The 18,291-nt window shown below is 64.0% G+C and carries 18 protein-coding genes; 6 read left to right on the top strand and 12 right to left on the bottom strand.

Going from position 1 to position 18,291, the window contains the following annotated elements; translation table 11 throughout:
* Positions 1 to 23 precede the first annotated feature (23 nt).
* From KW842_RS08865 to zwf, 5 genes are read right to left on the bottom strand one after another with little or no spacing between them, the layout of a single operon-like run.
* The gene (locus KW842_RS08865; protein WP_218303703.1) at positions 24 to 887 is read right to left on the bottom strand and encodes a DMT family transporter; all 864 of its coding nucleotides are present in this window, start codon (positions 885 to 887) and stop codon (positions 24 to 26) included.
* A 3-nt stretch (positions 888 to 890) separates the two neighbouring features.
* Positions 891 to 1,289 carry a response regulator gene (locus KW842_RS08860; RefSeq protein ID WP_229223568.1) on the bottom strand — a complete coding sequence of 133 codons (399 nt, stop codon included), beginning with the start codon at positions 1,287 to 1,289 and terminating at the stop codon, positions 891 to 893.
* A 9-nt stretch (positions 1,290 to 1,298) separates the two neighbouring features.
* Positions 1,299 to 2,735 (bottom strand): ATPase domain-containing protein, encoded by a 1,437-nt coding sequence (locus tag KW842_RS08855; protein ID WP_218303702.1) that lies wholly within the window; start codon positions 2,733 to 2,735, stop codon positions 1,299 to 1,301.
* Positions 2,736 to 2,795: 60 nt separating this feature from the next.
* Complete coding sequence (locus KW842_RS08850; RefSeq protein ID WP_218303701.1) at positions 2,796 to 3,650, bottom strand: SIS domain-containing protein; 855 nt, start codon at positions 3,648 to 3,650, stop codon at positions 2,796 to 2,798.
* A gap of 6 nt (positions 3,651 to 3,656) precedes the next feature.
* The gene (zwf, locus tag KW842_RS08845; protein ID WP_218303700.1) at positions 3,657 to 5,129 is read right to left on the bottom strand and encodes a glucose-6-phosphate dehydrogenase; all 1,473 of its coding nucleotides are present in this window, start codon (positions 5,127 to 5,129) and stop codon (positions 3,657 to 3,659) included.
* A gap of 3 nt (positions 5,130 to 5,132) precedes the next feature.
* On the opposite strand from zwf, the gene KW842_RS08840 reads away from it, so the two are divergent.
* Complete coding sequence (locus tag KW842_RS08840) at positions 5,133 to 5,333, top strand: hypothetical protein (protein ID WP_218303699.1); 201 nt, start codon at positions 5,133 to 5,135, stop codon at positions 5,331 to 5,333.
* A 58-nt stretch (positions 5,334 to 5,391) separates the two neighbouring features.
* Positions 5,392 to 6,843 carry a methyl-accepting chemotaxis protein gene (locus KW842_RS27710; RefSeq protein ID WP_304514952.1) on the top strand — a complete coding sequence of 484 codons (1,452 nt, stop codon included), beginning with the start codon at positions 5,392 to 5,394 and terminating at the stop codon, positions 6,841 to 6,843.
* Positions 6,844 to 6,876: 33 nt separating this feature from the next.
* On the opposite strand, the gene KW842_RS08830 is transcribed toward KW842_RS27710, so the two are convergent.
* Together KW842_RS08830 and pgi are read right to left on the bottom strand one after the other, a co-directional pair.
* Positions 6,877 to 7,761, bottom strand: a complete 885-nt coding sequence (locus KW842_RS08830) for an SMP-30/gluconolactonase/LRE family protein (protein ID WP_229223567.1) — start codon at positions 7,759 to 7,761, stop codon at positions 6,877 to 6,879.
* Positions 7,758 to 9,410 carry a glucose-6-phosphate isomerase gene (gene pgi / locus KW842_RS08825; RefSeq protein WP_218303697.1) on the bottom strand — a complete coding sequence of 551 codons (1,653 nt, stop codon included), beginning with the start codon at positions 9,408 to 9,410 and terminating at the stop codon, positions 7,758 to 7,760. The genes KW842_RS08830 and pgi overlap by 4 nt, the downstream gene beginning before the upstream one ends.
* Before the next feature lie 224 nt (positions 9,411 to 9,634).
* Between pgi and edd the strand changes: the two genes are divergently transcribed.
* A complete protein-coding gene (gene edd, locus KW842_RS08820; protein WP_218303696.1) occupies positions 9,635 to 11,557 on the top strand; it encodes a phosphogluconate dehydratase in 1,923 nt (640 codons plus the stop codon).
* A 1-nt stretch (position 11,558) separates the two neighbouring features.
* A complete protein-coding gene (eda, locus tag KW842_RS08815) occupies positions 11,559 to 12,185 on the top strand; it encodes a bifunctional 4-hydroxy-2-oxoglutarate aldolase/2-dehydro-3-deoxy-phosphogluconate aldolase (protein WP_218303695.1) in 627 nt (208 codons plus the stop codon).
* A 76-nt stretch (positions 12,186 to 12,261) separates the two neighbouring features.
* On the opposite strand, the gene KW842_RS08810 is transcribed toward eda, so the two are convergent.
* On the bottom strand, positions 12,262 to 13,155 hold the full coding sequence (locus KW842_RS08810) for a LysR family transcriptional regulator (RefSeq protein WP_218303694.1): 894 nt from the start codon (positions 13,153 to 13,155) through the stop codon (positions 12,262 to 12,264).
* An 82-nt stretch (positions 13,156 to 13,237) separates the two neighbouring features.
* On the opposite strand from KW842_RS08810, the gene KW842_RS08805 reads away from it, so the two are divergent.
* Positions 13,238 to 13,954 carry an NAD(P)H-dependent oxidoreductase gene (locus KW842_RS08805; RefSeq protein ID WP_218303693.1) on the top strand — a complete coding sequence of 239 codons (717 nt, stop codon included), beginning with the start codon at positions 13,238 to 13,240 and terminating at the stop codon, positions 13,952 to 13,954.
* On the opposite strand, the gene KW842_RS08800 is transcribed toward KW842_RS08805, so the two are convergent.
* Both KW842_RS08800 and KW842_RS08795 read right to left on the bottom strand, forming a co-directional pair.
* Positions 13,943 to 14,254: a hypothetical protein gene (locus tag KW842_RS08800; RefSeq protein ID WP_218303692.1), complete on the bottom strand. Its 312-nt coding sequence runs from the start codon at positions 14,252 to 14,254 to the stop codon at positions 13,943 to 13,945. The two genes, KW842_RS08805 and KW842_RS08800, sit on opposite strands and share 12 nt — an antisense overlap.
* Positions 14,255 to 14,323: 69 nt before the next feature.
* The gene (locus tag KW842_RS08795; protein ID WP_218303691.1) at positions 14,324 to 15,742 is read right to left on the bottom strand and encodes a cytochrome P450; all 1,419 of its coding nucleotides are present in this window, start codon (positions 15,740 to 15,742) and stop codon (positions 14,324 to 14,326) included.
* Between the two features lie 89 nt (positions 15,743 to 15,831).
* On the opposite strand from KW842_RS08795, the gene KW842_RS08790 reads away from it, so the two are divergent.
* Positions 15,832 to 16,677 carry a helix-turn-helix domain-containing protein gene (locus KW842_RS08790; protein ID WP_218303690.1) on the top strand — a complete coding sequence of 282 codons (846 nt, stop codon included), beginning with the start codon at positions 15,832 to 15,834 and terminating at the stop codon, positions 16,675 to 16,677.
* Between the two features lie 41 nt (positions 16,678 to 16,718).
* Here the strand turns inward: KW842_RS08790 and KW842_RS08785 are convergent, their stop codons facing one another.
* Together KW842_RS08785 and KW842_RS08780 are read right to left on the bottom strand one after the other, a co-directional pair.
* Positions 16,719 to 17,660, bottom strand: coding sequence for a sensor domain-containing diguanylate cyclase (locus KW842_RS08785; RefSeq protein WP_218303689.1), 942 nt, complete (start codon positions 17,658 to 17,660; stop codon positions 16,719 to 16,721).
* Position 17,661: 1 nt separating this feature from the next.
* Complete coding sequence (locus KW842_RS08780; RefSeq protein ID WP_218303688.1) at positions 17,662 to 18,288, bottom strand: chemotaxis protein CheC; 627 nt, start codon at positions 18,286 to 18,288, stop codon at positions 17,662 to 17,664.
* Positions 18,289 to 18,291 lie beyond the last annotated feature (3 nt).

Here is an 18,291-nt window from a genome sequence, read left to right as displayed (position 1 = left end):
ATTCTACTCCTAACCCGGCCATATCAGCCCAGCCGCATGACAATTGCGCCACAGGCGATCAGGCTGATGGCCAGCACCCGGCCCGGCGCCAGCCGCTCGCCGAGGAACACGGCGGCGATGACGGCGGCAAACAGGATGGCGGTTTCGCGCAGCGCCGCCACGGCAGCCACCGGCGCCTGCGTCATCGCCCACAGCGCCAGCCCGTAGGACGCCAGCGTGCCGCCGCCGCCCACCAGCGCCACCCGCGCATGCGTGCGCGCATAGGCAGGCAGCTCGCCCCAGCGGCTGCCGGAGCACAGCAGCAGCAGGGCGGCGGTCAGCACGAACAGCCACATGGTATAGCCGGCCGGCGCACCGGAGCGGCGCACGCCGGCCGCGTCGATCATGGTGTAGGCGGCGATGATGGCGGCGTTCAGCAGCGCGTACAGGGTGGCGCGGCGGCGCGCGGCGCGGTTGGCGGCGCTGTCGGCGCCGGCGCTGGCGCCGCGCAGGATGGTCAGCGTCAGCACGCCGCCGCAGATCAGCACCACCGCCAGGTCTTGCCGCCAGTGCAGGCGCTCACCCAATAGCGGTACGCTGGCCAGCGCCACCAGCAGTGGCGCGGCGCCGCGCATCAGCGGATAGGCCTGGCTCATGTCGCCGTGCTGGTAGGCCGCCGCCAGCAGGCGGTAATAGATGACCTGGCAGCACGCAGACGCTGCCAGCCACGGCCAGCTGGCGCTGGCCGGCGCTGCGACGAAGGGGAGCAGCGGCAGCGACACCAGGCCGGCGCCGCAGGCGACCAGCAGCGTGGTCAGATATTTGTCGGGGCCGGCCTTGACCAGCGCGTTCCAGGTGGCGTGCAGCAGCGCGGCAAACAGGACGATGCTGGCAACCGGGCCGTCCACCGGCTAACCCCGGCGCGCAAGCAGTTGCTGGATGGTGGCCAGCAGCGTGTCGAACGGTACCGGCTTGCGGAAGAATATGTCGTAGGGCGGCAGCAGGTCGCGGGGCAGGATGCCGGCGCTGGCCAGGATGAAGGGAATCGCGCGCAGCGAGGGATCGTCGCGCCAGGCCACACACAGGTCGGCGCCGTTCATCACCGGCATCATGTAGTCGGAGACGACGATGTCGGGCAGCTCGCGGCGCGCGGCGGCCAGCGCTTCGGCGCCGTTGGAGGCGGTGCGCACGCGAAAACCGCGGAATTCAAACAGCATGGTATAGGCCGACAACACGTCGAATTCGTCATCCACTACCAGAATGATCTTGCCATCCGGGTGGCTGTCCATGCTTGCTGGATGGTCGCTCATGGCCAGCCGCTATCGGTTCAATATCGGTGGAACGATGGGAGGTACCGGTCCGTCGATGCTCATGCCCTGGTCGGAGATGAGCAGCACATGGTTGGCTGCGTCGTAGCTGTTTTCGCGCAGCTTGAGCACGCCGATCTGGCGCAGGTTGATGCCGGCCACGTCGACATAGCGCAGCAGGATGATGTTCTCGAACAGGATGGAGGCGGCCGCGTCGTTCTCCATCTGCCCGTGGCCGAAGTACGGCAGTTCCTGGGTGAAGAAGGTGGTGACGTTGCGCATCCGCAGCGCGTTGACAAAGGCGGCCAGGAAGGCGCGCCAGCGGCCCTCATGCATGACGATCTCGCGCAGGCCGTCCACGCCGTCCAGCAGCATGCGCGACACTTTGCGCCGGCTGATGTTTTCCAGCAGGCCCTGCGTCAGGCTGTCGACCAGTACTTCCAGCGGCGGATGCCAGATGATCTGCAGCGCGCCGTTGGCAAAATACGGTTGCAGCTCGATGCCGACGCTGCGCGCCTTTTCCAGCAGCCGTTGCGGCGATTCATAGAAGCCGACGATCAGCGCGGACTCGCCCTGGCGCAGGCCTTCGAGGATGAAGTGCAGCCCCATCAGCGTCTTGCCGACACCCGGATTGCCCAGCAGCGCCGTGGTCGAACCCTTGGCGACACCGCCGTTGGTCAGCCTGTCCCAGCCGCTGATGCCGAAGCCGAGCCGCTCGCGCGACACCGACGGCATCGCCGCCGACAAGGTGCTGACCGCTTCCAGGCGCGGATACACGGCCACGCCGTCCTGGCCCACCTCAAACACATGCCGGCCCAGCAGGTGCTTGCTGCCGCGCAGCTTGAACACCTTGATTTCACGGATCAGCTGCAGGCCGCGTTCGTACTGGCTCAGCTCAATCAGGCCGTCGACCAGCGTGTTTTCCGAATCGGCCTGGTTGCCTTCGGTCGGCGACAGCAGGAAGGTGGTGCATTCCATGGTCGATACCAGCGAATTCAGCGACAGCATGAATTCGGACAGCGTCAGGTCGGACGGTTTGGCTTCGCGCACGGTGCGGAAGCCGTCGATGATCATGATGTCCGGGCGCTGCTCGGCCAGCGTGGCGGCGATCGATTTCAGCAGTTCGCGCAGGCCGCCGCGCAGCAGGTCGGTGTAGGCGCCGATGAACAGGATGCGCTCATCGACCAGCGCCTCGTCGAAGAAGGAGAAATTGCTCAGATGATTGAGCATCTTGCCGTGGGTTTCGGCGATCAGCGTCAGAATCAGGACTTTCTTGCCCTGGTGCGCGTGCTGGAAACCGATCTGGCAAGCCAGCGTGGTTTTGCCGCTGCCAGCCAGGCCCTGGATCAGGTACAGGCTGTGCGCCGGGAAGCCGCCACCGAGGATCTCATCCAGGCCGGGAACAAGGGTGCGAAGCAGAGGTATGCGCTGGGAGGAGCGGTTGTGCATGGCGCAAGGTTATAAATGCGGCAAATAATCCGCACTGTAGCACAACCGCCCAGACGGTGCTTAGCCGATGAATGAATCGAATTGCAGGTCGAACTCCTGTAGCGCCTTCTGGGCGTTCTGCATTTTCTTGCGGAATTCCGGTCCGCGTTGCAGCGCCAGTCCCACCGCCAGCACGTCGATCACCACCAGGTAGGCCAGCCGCGCCGAGATCGGCGTGTACGGGTCGATGTTGAAGATCAGGTCGATCGGGATCAGCACCGTGGCCAGGTCGGCCAGCGGCGTGCCGGACGGCGCCAGCACGATCACCTCGGCGCCGCCGCGGCGGGCTAGCTTGACCGAACGCACCAGCGATGGACTGTTGCCGCGCTGCGAGATGGCCACCAGCGCGTCGCCAGTGCGCAGCAGAGCGGCGGCGATGCTGTGGATATGCGGGTCGGCATAGGCCACGGTCGGCACGCCGGAGCGGAAGAATTTGTGCTGGGCGTCGGAAGCCACAATGCCGGACGTGCCCTGGCCGTAGAACTCGATCTTGTTGGCCTTGGACAGGATATCCAGCGCCTTCTGGATTGCTTCCGGATCGAGATTGTTGCGCAGATCGAGCAGGGTATTGATCGAGCGGCTGCAAATCTTGTTGACCAGATCGGCCGCCAGATCGTCCTGGGTCGGCTGTTCGTTCAGTCCGGGCAGGGCCAGCGCCAGGCCCTGGGCCAGCTTCAGCTTGAATTCATGCCAGCCGTCATAGCCCAGCGTGCGGCAGAAACGCACCACGGTCGGTTCGGACACCTGCGCGCTTTTGGCCAGCGCGGTGATGTTCTGGTTGACCGTCTGGGTCGGATGTTCAAGCACGGCCAGCGCGACCTTGCGCTCCGATTTGGAGAGCGAGTCGAGCTGGGTGCGGATGGAATCGAGCAGCATCGGCGGTCAGTCTTCCGGCAGGACTTCTTCGCGCCACTGCAGGCCGTCGCGGCCGATCAGCGCGGACGCTGCGGCAGGGCCCCAGGTGCCGGAGGAATACGGCAGCGGGTAGCTGTCTTCCGATTCCCAGCTGTCGAGAATCGGCTCGACCCATTCCCATGCGGCTTCCAGCTCGTCGCCGCGCATGAACAGCGTCAGCTGGCCGCGCAGCACGTCGAGCAGCAGGCGCTCGTAGGCTTCCATGCGCGGTGATTTGAATTGCTCGCGGAAGTCCAGTTCCAGCTCCGCCTGTTTCAAGCGCATGCCGTCGCCTGGCGTTTTCGCCATCAGATTCATGCGCAGGCCTTCGTCCGGTTGCAGACGGATCACCAGCGAGTTGGGCTGGAAGCTGTTGGTCGGCTGGTTGAAGATCGAGTGCGGGATCTGCTTGAAGCGCACCACGATTTCCGCCAGGCCGTCGGCCATGCGCTTGCCGGTGCGCAGGTAGAACGGCACGCCGGCCCAGCGCCAGGTGTCGATTTCCGCCTTCATCGCGACAAAGGTCTCGGTGCGCGAATGTTCCGGCGCATCCGGCTCGTCGCGGTAGCTCGGCACGGCCTTGCCGTCGACGTGGCCGGCGCGGTACTGGCCGCGCACGATGTTTTGCGCCAGCGTGGTCGGGGTGAATTTTTTCAGCGAACGCAGCACCTGCAGCTTGGCGTCGCGCACGGCGTCCGGCGCGATCGAGGTCGGCGGTTCCATGGCGACGATACACAGCAGTTGCAGCAAGTGGTTTTGCAGCATGTCGCGCAGCGCGCCCGAGGTATCGTAATAGCCCATGCGGTTGCCCACGCCCAATTTCTCGGCGATGGTGATCTGCACGTCCGAAATCCATTCGCGGCGCCACAGCGGCTCGAACAGGATGTTACCGAAGCGCAGGGCCAGCAGGTTCTGCACGGTTTCCTTGCCGAGGTAGTGGTCGATACGGTAAATCTGCGATTCCTCGAACACCTTGCCCACTTCGGCGTTGATTTGCTTGGCCGAGGCCAGGTCGCGGCCCAGCGGTTTTTCCAGCACCACGCGCGAATTCGGCGTGACCAGGCCGTTCTCTTTCAGGTTTTCGCAAATCTGCGCGAAGATGGCCGGCGGCGTCGCCAGGTAATACACCTTGGTGATGGCTTCGTCCTTGCGCAGCGCTTCCACCAGCGAGCTGTAGCTGCGGGCGTCGGTGGCGTTCAGCGACACATAGACGATGCGTTTGGTGAAGCGTTCCCACGCGGCAGGAATCACGGCCGGCGATTTGATCAGCGGTTTGGAGGTGGTTTCGACGGTTTGCAGGAATTCTTCCTGGCTGGCGTCCGCGCGGCCGACGCAGATGATGCGGGCGGTGGGCGGCAGGTCGTTGGCCACGTCGCGCGCGTACATCGCGGGCAGCAATTTGCGCATCGCCAGATCGCCGCTGCCGCCAAACAAAACCAGGTCAAAATCGGAAAGAGCCATAGTATGAAAATCGTCGCCAAAAAAGTGCCGGAGGATGGCCGCGAACTTGACGCGGCCGCTGCTGTAAATTTACTACTTATCAGGGCGGTTTGCAAGAAATTTTACTACATTGCGCTATGGGAATCCGCTCCGAATTTCCGCGAGGAAAACGGCGCTATAATGCTTCCGATCCACCCCGCCGCTGTTCAACCACGCAGATTATAAGCTGGGCCGTGCGCGCGTGCAGTCGCATTGCGCATGGCGGCCTGGCATGGAGCGAGCCATGAGCAAGCAATACGATCCTTTGCAGGCGATTGCAGTACAGGCTGACAAGATGATGCTGTGCGTGCTGTGGGCGCTGCAGCTGTTTTCGCTGGCGCTGGCCGGCTTGCACGACAGCTGGATGCTGGCGCTGCTGATCGGCCTGCCGGCGGCGGGTCTGCCGACCGCGTTGCACTTCAGCGCGCCCGGTTCGGTGCTGACGCGCTGCGTGGTGGCGGTGTCGGTGATGGTGTACGCGGCGCTGAATATCCACCAGGGCGCAGGCCTGACCGAGCTGCACTTCGGTATCTTCGTCTACTTGGCCTTCTTGCTGGCCTATCGCGACTGGCGGCCGATCGTGGTGGCGGCCGGCGTCATCGCCGTGCATCACCTGAGCTTTCACTATCTGCAGGAATGGGGCTATGGCGTGATGTGCTTCACCCGCCCGCAGCTGTCGACCGTGTTCATTCACGCCGCCTATGTGGTGGTGGAGTCGGCGGTGCTGATTTTCCTGGCGACCATTTTGCGGCGCGCGGCTTGCCAGGCCGCGGAGCTGGAAAGCATCGTCGCGGCGCTGGCGGCGATTGAGGGGCGCATCGACTTGTCGGTCTCGGCGGCCCAGCCGCGCAGCCGGTTGGCGCGCTCGCTGACCGGTATGCTGCTGACCATGCGCGACACGATAGCCGGCGTGCGCGATGGTGCGCACACCATCGCCGGCGCTTCCGGTGAAATCGCCCAGGGCAACGCCGAACTGTCGCGCCGCACCGAGCGCCAGGCGGGAAGCATCGAGCAGACGGCGGCGTCGATGGCACGGCTGGCCGAGGCGGTGCGCCAGAATAACGATAGCGCGCGGCAGGCTAATGCGCTGGCGCAGAGCGCTTCGCTGATTGCGGCCAAGGGCGGCGAGGCAGTGCGGCAAGTGGTGGATACCATGGGCGCGATCAATGCATCGTCGCGGCAGATTGTGGACATCATTTCAGTGATTGACGGGATCGCGTTTCAGACGAATATTCTGGCCTTGAATGCGGCGGTGGAGGCGGCGCGTGCGGGCGAGCAGGGCAGGGGCTTTGCGGTGGTGGCGTCCGAGGTGCGCGGCCTGGCGCATCGCTCGGCGGCGGCCGCCAAGGAAATCAAGGAATTGATCGGCAATACCGTGCAGACGGTGGAGGGCGGCAGCAAGCTGGTGGATGAAGCTGGCGCTACCATGCTGGAGGTGGTGGATAGTGTGCAGCGCGTTACCGCCATCATGGGCGAGATGAGCAACGCCAGCCAGGAGCAGAACGAGGGCATCGAGCGGATTAACAGCGCGATTGTGGAGTTTGACGAGAGCACGCAGCAGAACGCCGCGCTGGTCGAGGAGGATGCGGCGGCGGCCGATGCGCTGGCGCAGGAGGCGCAGCATTTGACTGGCTTGGTGTCGGCCTTCAAGCTGGAGGTCTCCAGCGCTGTTCGTCCGCTGACCCGCACACCGTAAGCGGCGGGTCAGCCACCTCTCGCGTGGCGCGGGTTAGGTTTTGTAGCTGGGCTCTTCGCGGCCGGCGACATCCATCTGGATCGCCAGCAGCTTGCCGCTCAGCGGATACTGTTCCAGCTCCGCCGCCGGGCGCGCGCCGGCGCTGGTGACGTATAGCGTGCGCAGGTCAGGGCCGCCGAAGGCCGGCATGGTCGGGCAGCGCACCGGCAGCTTGATTTCATCCAGCAGCGCACCTTCCGGCGACAGCTTGACGATGCGCGCGCCTTCAAACATCGCCACCCAGTAATTGCCTTCGCTGTCGATGGCGGCACCGTCGGGACGGCCGCCGTAGTTGTTTTCCTTGTCGGCCGAGAACTGGTGCAGCAGGCGCTGGTTGCTGACTGTGCCGCTGGCTTGGTCATAATCCAGCTTGGTGACGCGGTGCGCGGCGGTGTCGGCGTGGTACATGCTCTTGCGGTCCGGGCTGAAACCGGAGCCGTTGGAGTTGGTCATGCCGCCCGACCAGGCCTGGCGTAGCTTGCCCTGTTCCAGCACGTACATCCCGGCGGCCGGCTTGTCGCGCGGCTCGTAGATGGTGCCGACCCAGAAGCGGCCAGCCGGATCGACGTGGCCGTCGTTGAAGCGGGTGATGGCCTGATCGTACGGCGCGGCGGCGATGGGCGTCAGCTTGACGTCGGCGCTGCCGGTGTCCAGATGCGCAAAGCCGCTGCGCATGGCGACCACCAGGCCACCCTGGTCGCTAATGGCCAGCGTGGCCGGCTCGCTGTCCAGCTTCCACGCGCGGTGCGCGCCGCTGGCTGGATCAAGGCGATACACGGTAAAAGCAGGAATATCCACCCAGTACAGCGCCTGCTCGCGCGGATGCCATAGCGGGCATTCGCCGGTCTGCATTACTTCATCGTAGGCGACGGTAATCATATGTGTTGCGCCGCTTTCGCCATGAAGATCAGGCCATTGGTCGAGCTGTCGTGACGTTCCGGTTTGACTTCGCCGGCCAGTTCCGACTGGATGTTCTTGGCCAGCACCTTGCCCAGCTCCACGCCCCACTGGTCGAAGCTGTTGACGTCCCAGATCACGCCCTGCACAAAGGTTTTGTGCTCGTACAGCGCGATCAGCGCGCCCAGCGCGGCTGGCGTCAGCTGATCCATCAGGATGGTGTTCGACGGACGATTGCCTGGGAAGGTCTTGTGCGGCGCCAGTGCTTCGATCTGTTCGGCGCTGAGGTTCTGGCCGGCCAGGTCGGCGCGCACTTCATCGGCGGTTTTGCCGGTCATGAAGGCTTCCGATTGCGCGAAGCAGTTGGCCAGCAGCGCGTCGTGATGGCCTGCCAGATCGTGTGTCGCGCGCAGCGCGGCGATGAAATCGATAGGCGTTACATCGGTGCCCTGGTGCAGCAGCTGGAAGTAGGCGTGCTGCGCGTTGGTGCCGCATTCTCCCCAGACTACCGGGCAGGTGACGGTATCCACTTCGCCGCCGCTGCGGGTCACGCGCTTGCCATTGGACTCCATGTCCAGCTGTTGCAGGTAGGCCGGGAAGCGGTTCAGATCCTGGTGATAGGGCGCGATCGACAGCGAGCCGGCGTCGAGGAACTGGCGGTTCCAGAAGCCGACCATGGCCAGCAGTACCGGCATGTTCTGCTCCAGCGGCGCTACGCGGAAGTGTTCGTCCATCGCGTGCGCGCCGGCCAGGAAATCGTTGAAGTAACCGAAGCCCACTGCCAGCGCGACCGACAGGCCGATCGCCGACCAGACTGAGTAGCGGCCGCCAACCCAGTCCCAGAACGGGAACATATTGGCGGTGTCGATGCCGAATTCGGCGACCGCCTTGGTGTTGGTCGAGACGGCGACGAAGTGCTTGGCCAGATTTTCCTGGGTGCCGCCGTTTTGCAGGAACCAGGTGCGCGCGGTGCCCGCGTTCAGCATGGTTTCGGCGGTGGTGAAGGTTTTAGATGCGATGATGAACAGCGTCGTTTCAGGATTTACCTGGGCCAGCGCCGCGTCCATGTCATGACCATCGACGTTGGAGACGAAGTGCATTTTCAGGCGCGGGTGTGCATACGAGCGTAGCGCCAGCACCGCCATTTTCGGACCCAGGTCCGAGCCGCCGATGCCGACGTTGACGATATCGGTGATCTGCTTGCCGCTGTAGCCCAGCCACTGGCCGTTGCGTACGCGGTCGGTGAATTCCTTCACATGGTCCAGCACTGCGTGCACGTCGGCGTTGACGTCCTGGCCATCAACCACCAATTTCTTGCCGCGCGGCATGCGTAACGCGGTGTGCAGCACAGCGCGTTGTTCGGTAAGATTGATCTTCTCGCCACTCAGCATCGCATCGCGCTGGCGTTCCACGCCGCGCTCGCGGGCCAGATCCAGCAGCAGCCCGACGCTGGTGGCGTCCAGGCGATTCTTGGAGTAATCGAGGAACAGGCCGGCCGCATCGACTGTCAGCTTGGGAAAACGCTGGCTGTCGTTGGCAAACAACTGGCGCAGTTGCCAGTTTTTGGCGTCGGCGGCGTGGGATGCAAGGGCTTGGAAGCTCGCGGTAGAAGTGAGTGCTGGCTGGCGCATAATGTTGGAAATAGGGAGGGGATGGCAGAATGATACAGGAAAATTCGGTAAATTCACTACGGTTTCAACGTGGCGCCTGAATTTTTATAGCCTATCCATAGCGTAAAAAGGGATGGTGTAACCGTGTTACAAAGCGCCAGCACATGCCAGCCTAGCTCAGAAAAGCCGATGGCTTTTCAGATTTTGTAGTAAAATTTCACGGAATCCATTCATAAGGAACGATCATGGCGTTGCATCCAGTTCTAGAACGCGTCACCGCTCGCATTATCCAGCGTAGCAAACCATCGCGCGGCGCGTATTTGGCCCATCTTGAAGCGGCCCGCGTCAAAGGTCCGCAGCGCGGCACGCTGGCCTGTACCAATCTGGCGCACGGCTTTGCCGCCTTCCCTGCGAACGACAAGCTGGTGCTGAAAGAGGTTAAAAAGCCATCGGTGGCGATCGTTTCGGCCTATAACGACATGCTGTCGGCGCACCAGCCGTTCGAGCGCTTCCCTGAAATCATCAAACAAGCCGTGCGCGAAGTCGGCGCCGTGGCGCAATTCGCCGGCGGCACGCCCGCCATGTGTGACGGCGTCACGCAAGGCCAGCCAGGCATGGAACTGTCGCTGTTCTCGCGTGACGCGATTGCGATGTCGACTGCTGTGGCGCTGTCGCACAATATGTTCGACTCGGCGCTGTACCTGGGAGTGTGCGACAAGATCGTGCCGGGCCTGCTGATCGGCGCGCTGCACTTCGGCCACCTGCCGGCGGTGTTCGTGCCGGCCGGCCCGATGACCACCGGCCTGTCGAATTCCGAGAAAGCCAAGATCCGCCAGCTGTACGCGCAAGGCAAAGTCGGCCGCGCCGAGCTGCTGGAAGGCGAGTCGCAGTCCTATCACAGCGCCGGCACCTGTACCTTCTACGGCACCGCCAACAGCAATCAGATGCTGATGGAGGTGATGGGCCTGCACCTGCCGGGCGCCGCCTTCATCACCCCGAACACGCCGCTGCGCGATGAGCTGACCAAGGCTGCCGCCAAGCGCGCCGCCGTCATCAGCGACCAGGGCAATGAATACCTGCCAGTCGGCCATGTGGTCGATGAGAAGGCCATCGTCAACGCCATCGTGGCGCTGCTGACCACCGGCGGTTCGACCAACCACACGCTGCACCTGGTGGCCATCGCCAAGGCGGCCGGTGTGGTGATTGACTGGAATGACTTCGACGAGCTGTCCAAAGTGGTGCCGCTGCTGTGCCGCATCTACCCGAACGGCGAGGCGGACGTGAACCACTTCCACGCCGCCGGCGGCACCGGTTTCGTCATCCGCGAACTGCTGGATGCCGGCCTGCTGCACGACGACGTCACCACCATTCTGGGCAAAGGCCTGCGCGCGCACTGCACCGAACCATTCCTGGGCGAGGGCGATCAGGGCGTGGTCTGGAAAGACGCGCCGCTGGAATCGGGCGACGACAAGGTGCTGCGCAAATACGACGCGCCATTCTCGGCGGACGGCGGCATGGTGCTGGTGCAGGGTAACCTGGGCCGCGCGGTAATGAAGGTGTCGGCCGTGAAGCCGCAGCACCGCACCGTGGAAGCACCGGCGCTGGTATTCAATTCGCAGGAAGATTTCATGGACGCGTACAAGGCCGGCCAGCTGGACCGCGACTTTGTCGCCGTGATCCGCTTCCAGGGCCCGCGCGCCAACGGCATGCCGGAACTGCACGCGCTGACCCCGGCGCTGGCCAACTTGCAGGACGCCGGCCGCAAAGTGGCGCTGGTGACCGACGGCCGCATGTCGGGCGCGTCGGGCAAGGTGCCGGCGGCGATCCACGTATCGCCGGAGATTCTGGCCGGTGGCCCACTGGGCCTGGTGCGCGACGGCGACATCATCAAGGTCTGCGCGGAAACCGGCACGCTGGAAGCAATTGTTGATTCGGCCGTATGGCACGCACGCTCGATGGCGCAAGCCGATATGTCGCCGAACCAGGTGGGCATGGGCCGCGAGCTGTTCTCGATGTTCCGCAACAGCGTGAGCGAAGCGGAGCAGGGCGCGACTACCTTCCCATTGCCATCGCCGATCCACACCACGGTAAACCTGCATGAAAAAGAACCGGTCGGTAATACCGTACCGGGTTCCGATGAAGACTTCTCGACCAAGAAAGATGCCTGATATGACTCTGTCTCTTCTCGATATTATGCGTACGTCGGCCGTGATCCCGGTGATCGCGATTGATGAACCTGAACATGCGGTCCCGCTGGCGAAAGCGCTGGTGGCTGGCGGCATCCGCGTGCTGGAAGTCACGCTGCGCACCAAGCATGGGCTAGGCGCGATCAAGGCCATGGCTGAAGTGGAAGGCGCCATCGTTGGCGTCGGCACACTGACGCAGCCGGAAGAATTTGCCGTCGCGCGCGATGCTGGCGCGGTGTTTGGCGTGTCGCCGGGCCTGACGCCGGCGCTGATCGCTGCGGCCAAGAGCAGCGGTCTGCCGCTGCTGCCGGGCGTGATGACGCCGTCGGAAGTGATGATCGCGCGCGAGCAAGGCTTCCGTCAGCTGAAGCTGTTCCCTGCCGTGCCAGCGGGCGGCATCGGCATGTTGAATGGTATCGCCGGCCCGCTGCCGGACGTGACGTTCTGCCCGACCGGCGGCATCTCGCAAGAAACGGCGTCGCAATTCCTGGCGCTGAAAAACGTGGCCTGCGTGGGCGGTTCGTGGCTGACGCCGAAAGACGCCATCGCCGCCGGCGACTGGGCCCGTATCACCGACCTGGCCAAAGCCGCCAGCGGCCTGCGCGCCTGAGATGTCGTTCCCGCCCAGGCGGGAACTCATGGAACGCCAGCTCAGCATGGGTCCCCGCTCTCGCGGGGACGACGGATCAGAGATGGCTGGCGATGTGCTCGCGCAGCCATTGATGCGCCGGGTCCCGGTGCAAGCGTTCATGCCATAGCATCGCCATTTCATATCCCGGCACCTCGACCGGCGGCGCCACCACCCGCAGCGCCGGATTCCCGCGCACCAGCCGTTCCGGCAGCATCGCCACCAGATCACTGCCGGCCAGGGCCGAGATCACAAACAAAAAGTGCGGCACCGACAGCACCACGCGCCGCGTCATGCCGGCTTGCGCCAGTATATGGTCGGTAACGCCGCTGAATCCACCGCCGTCCGGCGATACGATCACATGTTCCAGTTCGCAGAATTGTTTGAGCGTGGGCTTGCGCTTCAGGCGCGGATGGCCGGCGCGGCCTGCCAGTACATAACTTTCCTTGAACAGCAGCCGGTGGCGCATGCCTTGCGGCGCACCGTCGCTGGTGTGGAAGGCCAGATCGATCATGCCTTGCTCCGCCTGCCGCGCGATGTGCGGCGGCGCCAGCTCCAGCACCGCCAGCCGCGTGCCTGGTGCGGCTGCGCGCAAGCTGGCCATGGCCGGCAGCAGGATGGTGGATTCGCCATAGTCGGTGGCGGCGACGCGCCAGGTGTGCTCCGCCGCAGCGGGATCGAAAGCTGCCGCAGGCGAAACGGCGCGCCCCAGCGCCTCCAGTGCCTGCCTGAGCGGCTCGCGCAGTTCTTCCGCGCGCGCTGTCGGCCGCATGCCGCGCGGTCCCGGCAGCAGCAAAGGATCGCCGAAGATATCGCGCAGCTTGGCCAGATGCACGCTGATCGAAGGCTGCGAGAAATGCAGCCGCTCCGCCGCGCGCGTGACATTATGCTCGGCCAGCAGCACGTCCAGCGTCACCAGCAAGTTGAGGTCCAGTTTCCTGAGATTAATCATGTCTATACCTGCAATATCGGGAATTCATTTCTACTATACCTGACGCCGGCCTATGCTGAGGTTTTTACCACGGAGCCTGATTATGAATATCCTGATTGTCTATGCCCATCCCGATCCACAATCCCTGAACAGCGCCTTGAAAGACTACGCCGTGCAGCACCTGCAAGCAGCCGGGCATGCGGTGCAGGTATCGGATTTATACGCCATGCGGTGGAAGCCGACGCTGGAAGCCGGTGAAACCGCCGGTCCCGACGTGCTGCGCGAGCAGGAAAAACTGCTGTGGGCCGACACGGTAATTTTCCAGTTCCCGCTGTGGTGGTTCTCCATGCCGGCCATCATGAAGGGCTGGGTTGAACGGGTGTACACCTATGGTTTTGGCTATGGCGTCGGCGAGCATTCCGACCAGCGCTGGGGCAACCGTTATGGCGAAGGCACGCTGGCCGGCAAGCGCGCCATGCTGATGGTGACGGCGGGCGGCTGGGAGCCGCACTACAGCCTGCGCGGCATCAACGGTCCGATGGAAGATGTGCTGTTCCCGATCCAGCACGGCATGCTGTACTACCCCGGCATGGAAGTGCTGCCGCCGTTCCTGATCTACCGGACCAGCCGCATGGATGAAGGCCGCTTTGACCAAGTGTCGGAGGCGTTGGGGCAGCGCTTGGACACGCTGGAAAGCACCGCGCCTATCCCATTCCGCCGCCAGAATCACGGCGACTACGACATCCCGGCGCTGACCTTGAAGGAGCACATCCTGCCCGGCCGCTCCGGACTGGAGATCCATGTGCAGTCAGCCGCCTAGCTTGTTGTACAGCGTGCCGGGCCAGCGCTGCGTGATGCGGCTGCAATGCATCTCAAACTCGTCGCCGTCCTTGGTCTTGGTCGCGTAGAAATGATTGATGGCGATGCGCGTGGCGTCCTGTAGCGCGCCCGCCTCGGTGATCTGCTTGGGCGGCGGTTCGTCGCGGATGTGCAGCAGGTATTCGACTTTTTTCGGATCGGTGTTCTGGTCGTACCAGATCTCCACGCGGATGGCGTCGTCATCGTGTTCGCTCTCGGCAAAGCACCGGCCGTGCCGCTTGGTTTCAAATTTAAACCGCATCGCGCTCCTCCATAGAACCCTGTGAACCAGCGTAGCACGCCTGCCGCGCACGCGTAACACGCTTGCAAATCAGGAGTGTTGCAAGCGCATCTGCAAGCCGACAGGCGACATGGTGAAGGCCATCAGTTCCTCAGGCTCCCGATGGTCGACGGTATCGATGGATACGATCTCGAAGCTGGATAGCAGCATGGCGCTGGCGATCTTGATTTCGAGTAGTGCAAGATAACGGCCGGGACAGGTCCGTGCGCCGGCGCCAAAAGGCGTGGACAGATGCTTGTCGATTGTGTCTTGCCCCTGTTCCAGCCAGCGCTCTGGCTGGAATGCGGCGGCGTTGGCCACATGCGCGTCGGAGACGCTGTGGTTGCGCATCACGCACCATAGCAGGCCGCCTTGCGGAACGAATACATCGCCGACGATGCTGTCGCGCAGCGCTTCCAGCGGGATGAAGGGTGCGACCGGCTTGAGACGCATGGCTTCCTGCGCGCAGGCGTAAAGATAATCCAGTGCGTCCATTTGTTCGATGGTGAAGGCGCGAGGATCGGGCGCGATGCGCATGACTTCCTCGCGCGCCTTGCGCATGGCGCCGGGATTTCGCTGCAGCAGGTACAGCATCCACGCCAGCGTATTGCTGGTGGTGTCTTCACCGGCCAGCAGCATGGTGGCGACATTGCCGGCGACCGCGATGTCATCGACGCCGCTGCTGCCGTCGTCCGCCGCGCAGATCATCGCCTCCAGCAGATTGGCTGGGTGGGCGCGCCGTTCCGGCTGTTCTGCCAGCCGCTTGCGTGCGGCGGCGACCAGTTCATCAATCGCCTGGTTCAGCGCTTGCAGATGCCCGTCCAGCTGGCGGTCGCGCGGCAGCTTGATATAGCGCCAGTAGGGGAACAGCGCCATTGAGCGCTGCGCGACGGCTGGAAGCACCACATCCATGTGGCGCTGGATGACATCCTCGCCGCCGTCGATGGTGTTGACCTCGGTGCCGAAGGCCAGCCCGGCGACGATATCGATGCTGTAGCGTTTCAGGTCTTCCGCCAGGTCGATCGCCTCGCGATCCCGCGCCGCCTGCTGCCAGCGTTGTTGCAGCCGCAACGCCACCGCCACCAGCGATGGAAAATACGCCTTGACCGCATGCGGCGCCAGCGCCGCCATCACCATGCGCCGCTGGTCGCGCCATGCCGCGCCTTCGGCAAGGAATACACCGGGGCGTCCGCCCATTTCATCGGACACGCTGGCGGTGATGGCGGGGCGGCGGAAACCCTCCGGGCGGTCGCGCAGCACGCTGTTGACCAGCGTATGATCGGCCACCACCAGCAAGGGCGTGCGGCCGAAGGTCATCCTGAACAGGCCACCGTACTGGCGCGCCCATGCTTCCACATCCTGATGGACGCGCAAAGGCCGCAGCTGCGGCAGGTTGCCGGCCAGCGGCCATGGACGTGGCCCCGGCAGGTCGTGCATGTGGCGGAGCGCTGCGGTATCAGTGTGCTGCATGGCTGCTTTCCTGAATGAGAATGCCTCAGTGTGCGCCCGGCGGCGGCGGCCGTATTGAACGTTTACGACATTGGTATACACTAGCCGGCATGACATCGCCCACCCGATTGATTTTTCCGCGCAAGTCGCTGGCGTCCTGCGTGCGCGCCTATGTTGTGCGCAGTACCTTCGAAACGCCGCTCAGCGAGCGCAAGGACCGCTACAACCATTATCCGGCCACGCCGCATTGCTCGATCACTTTCTATATTGACGGCGAGGTCGAAGTCGCCGATCCGCCGGAAGTGATGCAAGAGCAGTTCCGCGCCGTCTTCTGCGGTCCGCAGACGCGGCCCATCACCACCTACAATCCCGGCCCGGTGCGCATGCTGATGGTGATCTTTTATCCGCAGGTGCTGCACGCCTTGTCCGGCGTCGATATCTCGGCGTGGGTTGACCGCTGGGCGCCGGCCGGGCAGGTGCTGGGGGATGATTGGGAGGCGTTGTCGCAAGCGCTGCTGGCACCGAACGCCGATGAGACGCGCCTGGCCTTGCTGGAGGATTTTCTGCAACCGCGCTGGCAGGCCGTGCGTCCGGGCGGCGCTGTTGGCATAGGTGCGATGGCCGGCGACTGGGTGCGACATCTGGCTGCGCAGGCCGCCGATACGGCGCTGGGGCGCGGCGTGCGCAATATCGAACGGCGCATCAAGACCCGTGCCGGCCAGCCCTTGCGCAAGCTGCTGCGCCTGCAACGCGCCGAGCACTCCTTCTTCAATGCGCGCGATGAATACATGGCCGGTACGGCGGTGTGGTCCGACATCGCCGCGCGCGGCGGCTATTCCGACCAGGCGCATTTATGCCGCGAGGCGCGCGAGATTACCGGCCACAGCCCGCTGCAGCTGGTGCGCCTGCTGGCTTCGTCTGACGAGAGCTACTGGATCTACCGCGTCTGGACTTAACGGCCGGGGCAGACGGCGCGCTAGCTTACGCATAGCGATCCTCATGAAGGTCGAAAGTTTGCGACAAGATTGCGGCCGTTGCGCTTGGCCTGGTATAGCGCGCGGTCGGCCGAGCCGATCAGCGCTTCGACTTCCACCGGTGCTTCAGGCTGCTGCGTGGCGATGCCGATGCTGACCGTCACCAGCTGCGATGGATCGGTGTTGCGCTCATGCTTGATCGCCAGCTCCAGCGCCCGCACGCGCAAGGCCTCGCCCATCAGGTGCGCCTGTTCGCCATCGGTTTCGGGCAGGATCACGGCAAATTCCTCGCCGCCGTAGCGCGCCATCAGGTCGCAGGGGCGCTTCAGCAGGCCGGCCAGCGCGGCCGCCACCTGGATCAGGCACTGGTCGCCTTTCTGGTGGCCGTAGTGGTCGTTATAGGCCTTGAAGTGGTCGATGTCGATCATCAGCAGCGACAGCGGCGTGCCGCCACGCTTGGCGCGCCGGTGCTCCTTCTCCATCGCCACGTCGAAATGGCGGCGGTTGGCGATGCCGGTCAGACCGTCGGAGAAGGTTTGCGAACGCAGCACTATGGTCTGCTCACGCAGCAGCTTTTCGCGGCCTACAGCGATGCTGACATTGCTGACCTGGATCAGGCAATGGCGCGGTGCGCCGTCCACCTCAATCGGCGTGACTTCCAGCGCCTGCTGGATGCGCTGGTCGCCCACATATAGCGCGAACGGCGACTTGTTCAAGGTCTGCGACAGCAGCGAGGCGAAGTTGTTGTACAGCGCGTGCTGAATCGCCGTGTCTACGCGCCCGCCGCGCAGCTCGGGACAGACGGTAAAGAAGTCGCAGCCTATCACCTGCGCGTGCGTCAGGCCGGAATGCTTGACCATCCAGGCGTTCCACAGCACCACGCGGCGCTCGCTATCGAGCACGATGGCGCCCAGGCTCACCGCGCAGAACACGCTTTCCAGCAGGGGCAGGCGGAGCGGGCTCATATCAGCCTTGCCCGATCGCGCGCGCGATGTAGAGATTGATCTGCTCCTTCAAGTCGTGCAGCGCGCTGATGGCCAGCACGAAGGCGACGTGGCCGTGGATCTGGTGCCGCTCCAGCACGAAGTCGATGTGCAGCATCAGCACCACCGTGTCGTCCAGATTGCCGCTGGCGCTGAGGATTTCCTCGCTGGTGCCGACGTGGTACTGCGGCAGCGAGCCTTGCAGCTCGCGCTGGAAAATATTGGCCAGCGTGCCGACGCAGGAGTTCAGCATGATGTTGCCGATCTCGCACATGGCTTCCTGTTCCAGCTCGGTCAGCTCTTTCAGCGGCACCGCCTCGCCAACCATCAGCCGCACGATCTCCAGGCTTTTATCTTCGGGGAACATCAGGATGGCTTCCGTCTCGAAGGCGCCCGCGTAATGCTGGCTGACGCCGCAGATGCGTTCCGGCGCAGCCTCGCAGGCGCCCAGCAGCCGCGCCGCCTCGGCGCGCGGGATGAAGCTGATCGATGGCACCGACATGCGCACCGCCTCGCTGACGATGGCGCTCATCGAGGCCGCCGCATGGCCGACGCCGATATTGAAGATCTCAATCAGCGCATCGTTTTCCAGTTCGGTGAGCTGGAACATGGC

The sequence above is a fragment of the Duganella sp. sic0402 genome, from assembly GCF_019219065.1.
Lineage (GTDB): Bacteria > Pseudomonadota > Gammaproteobacteria > Burkholderiales > Burkholderiaceae_D > Rugamonas.
The sequence above is the reverse complement of the archived record's forward strand: the minus strand, read 5'-3'. Positions and strand labels throughout refer to the sequence as shown.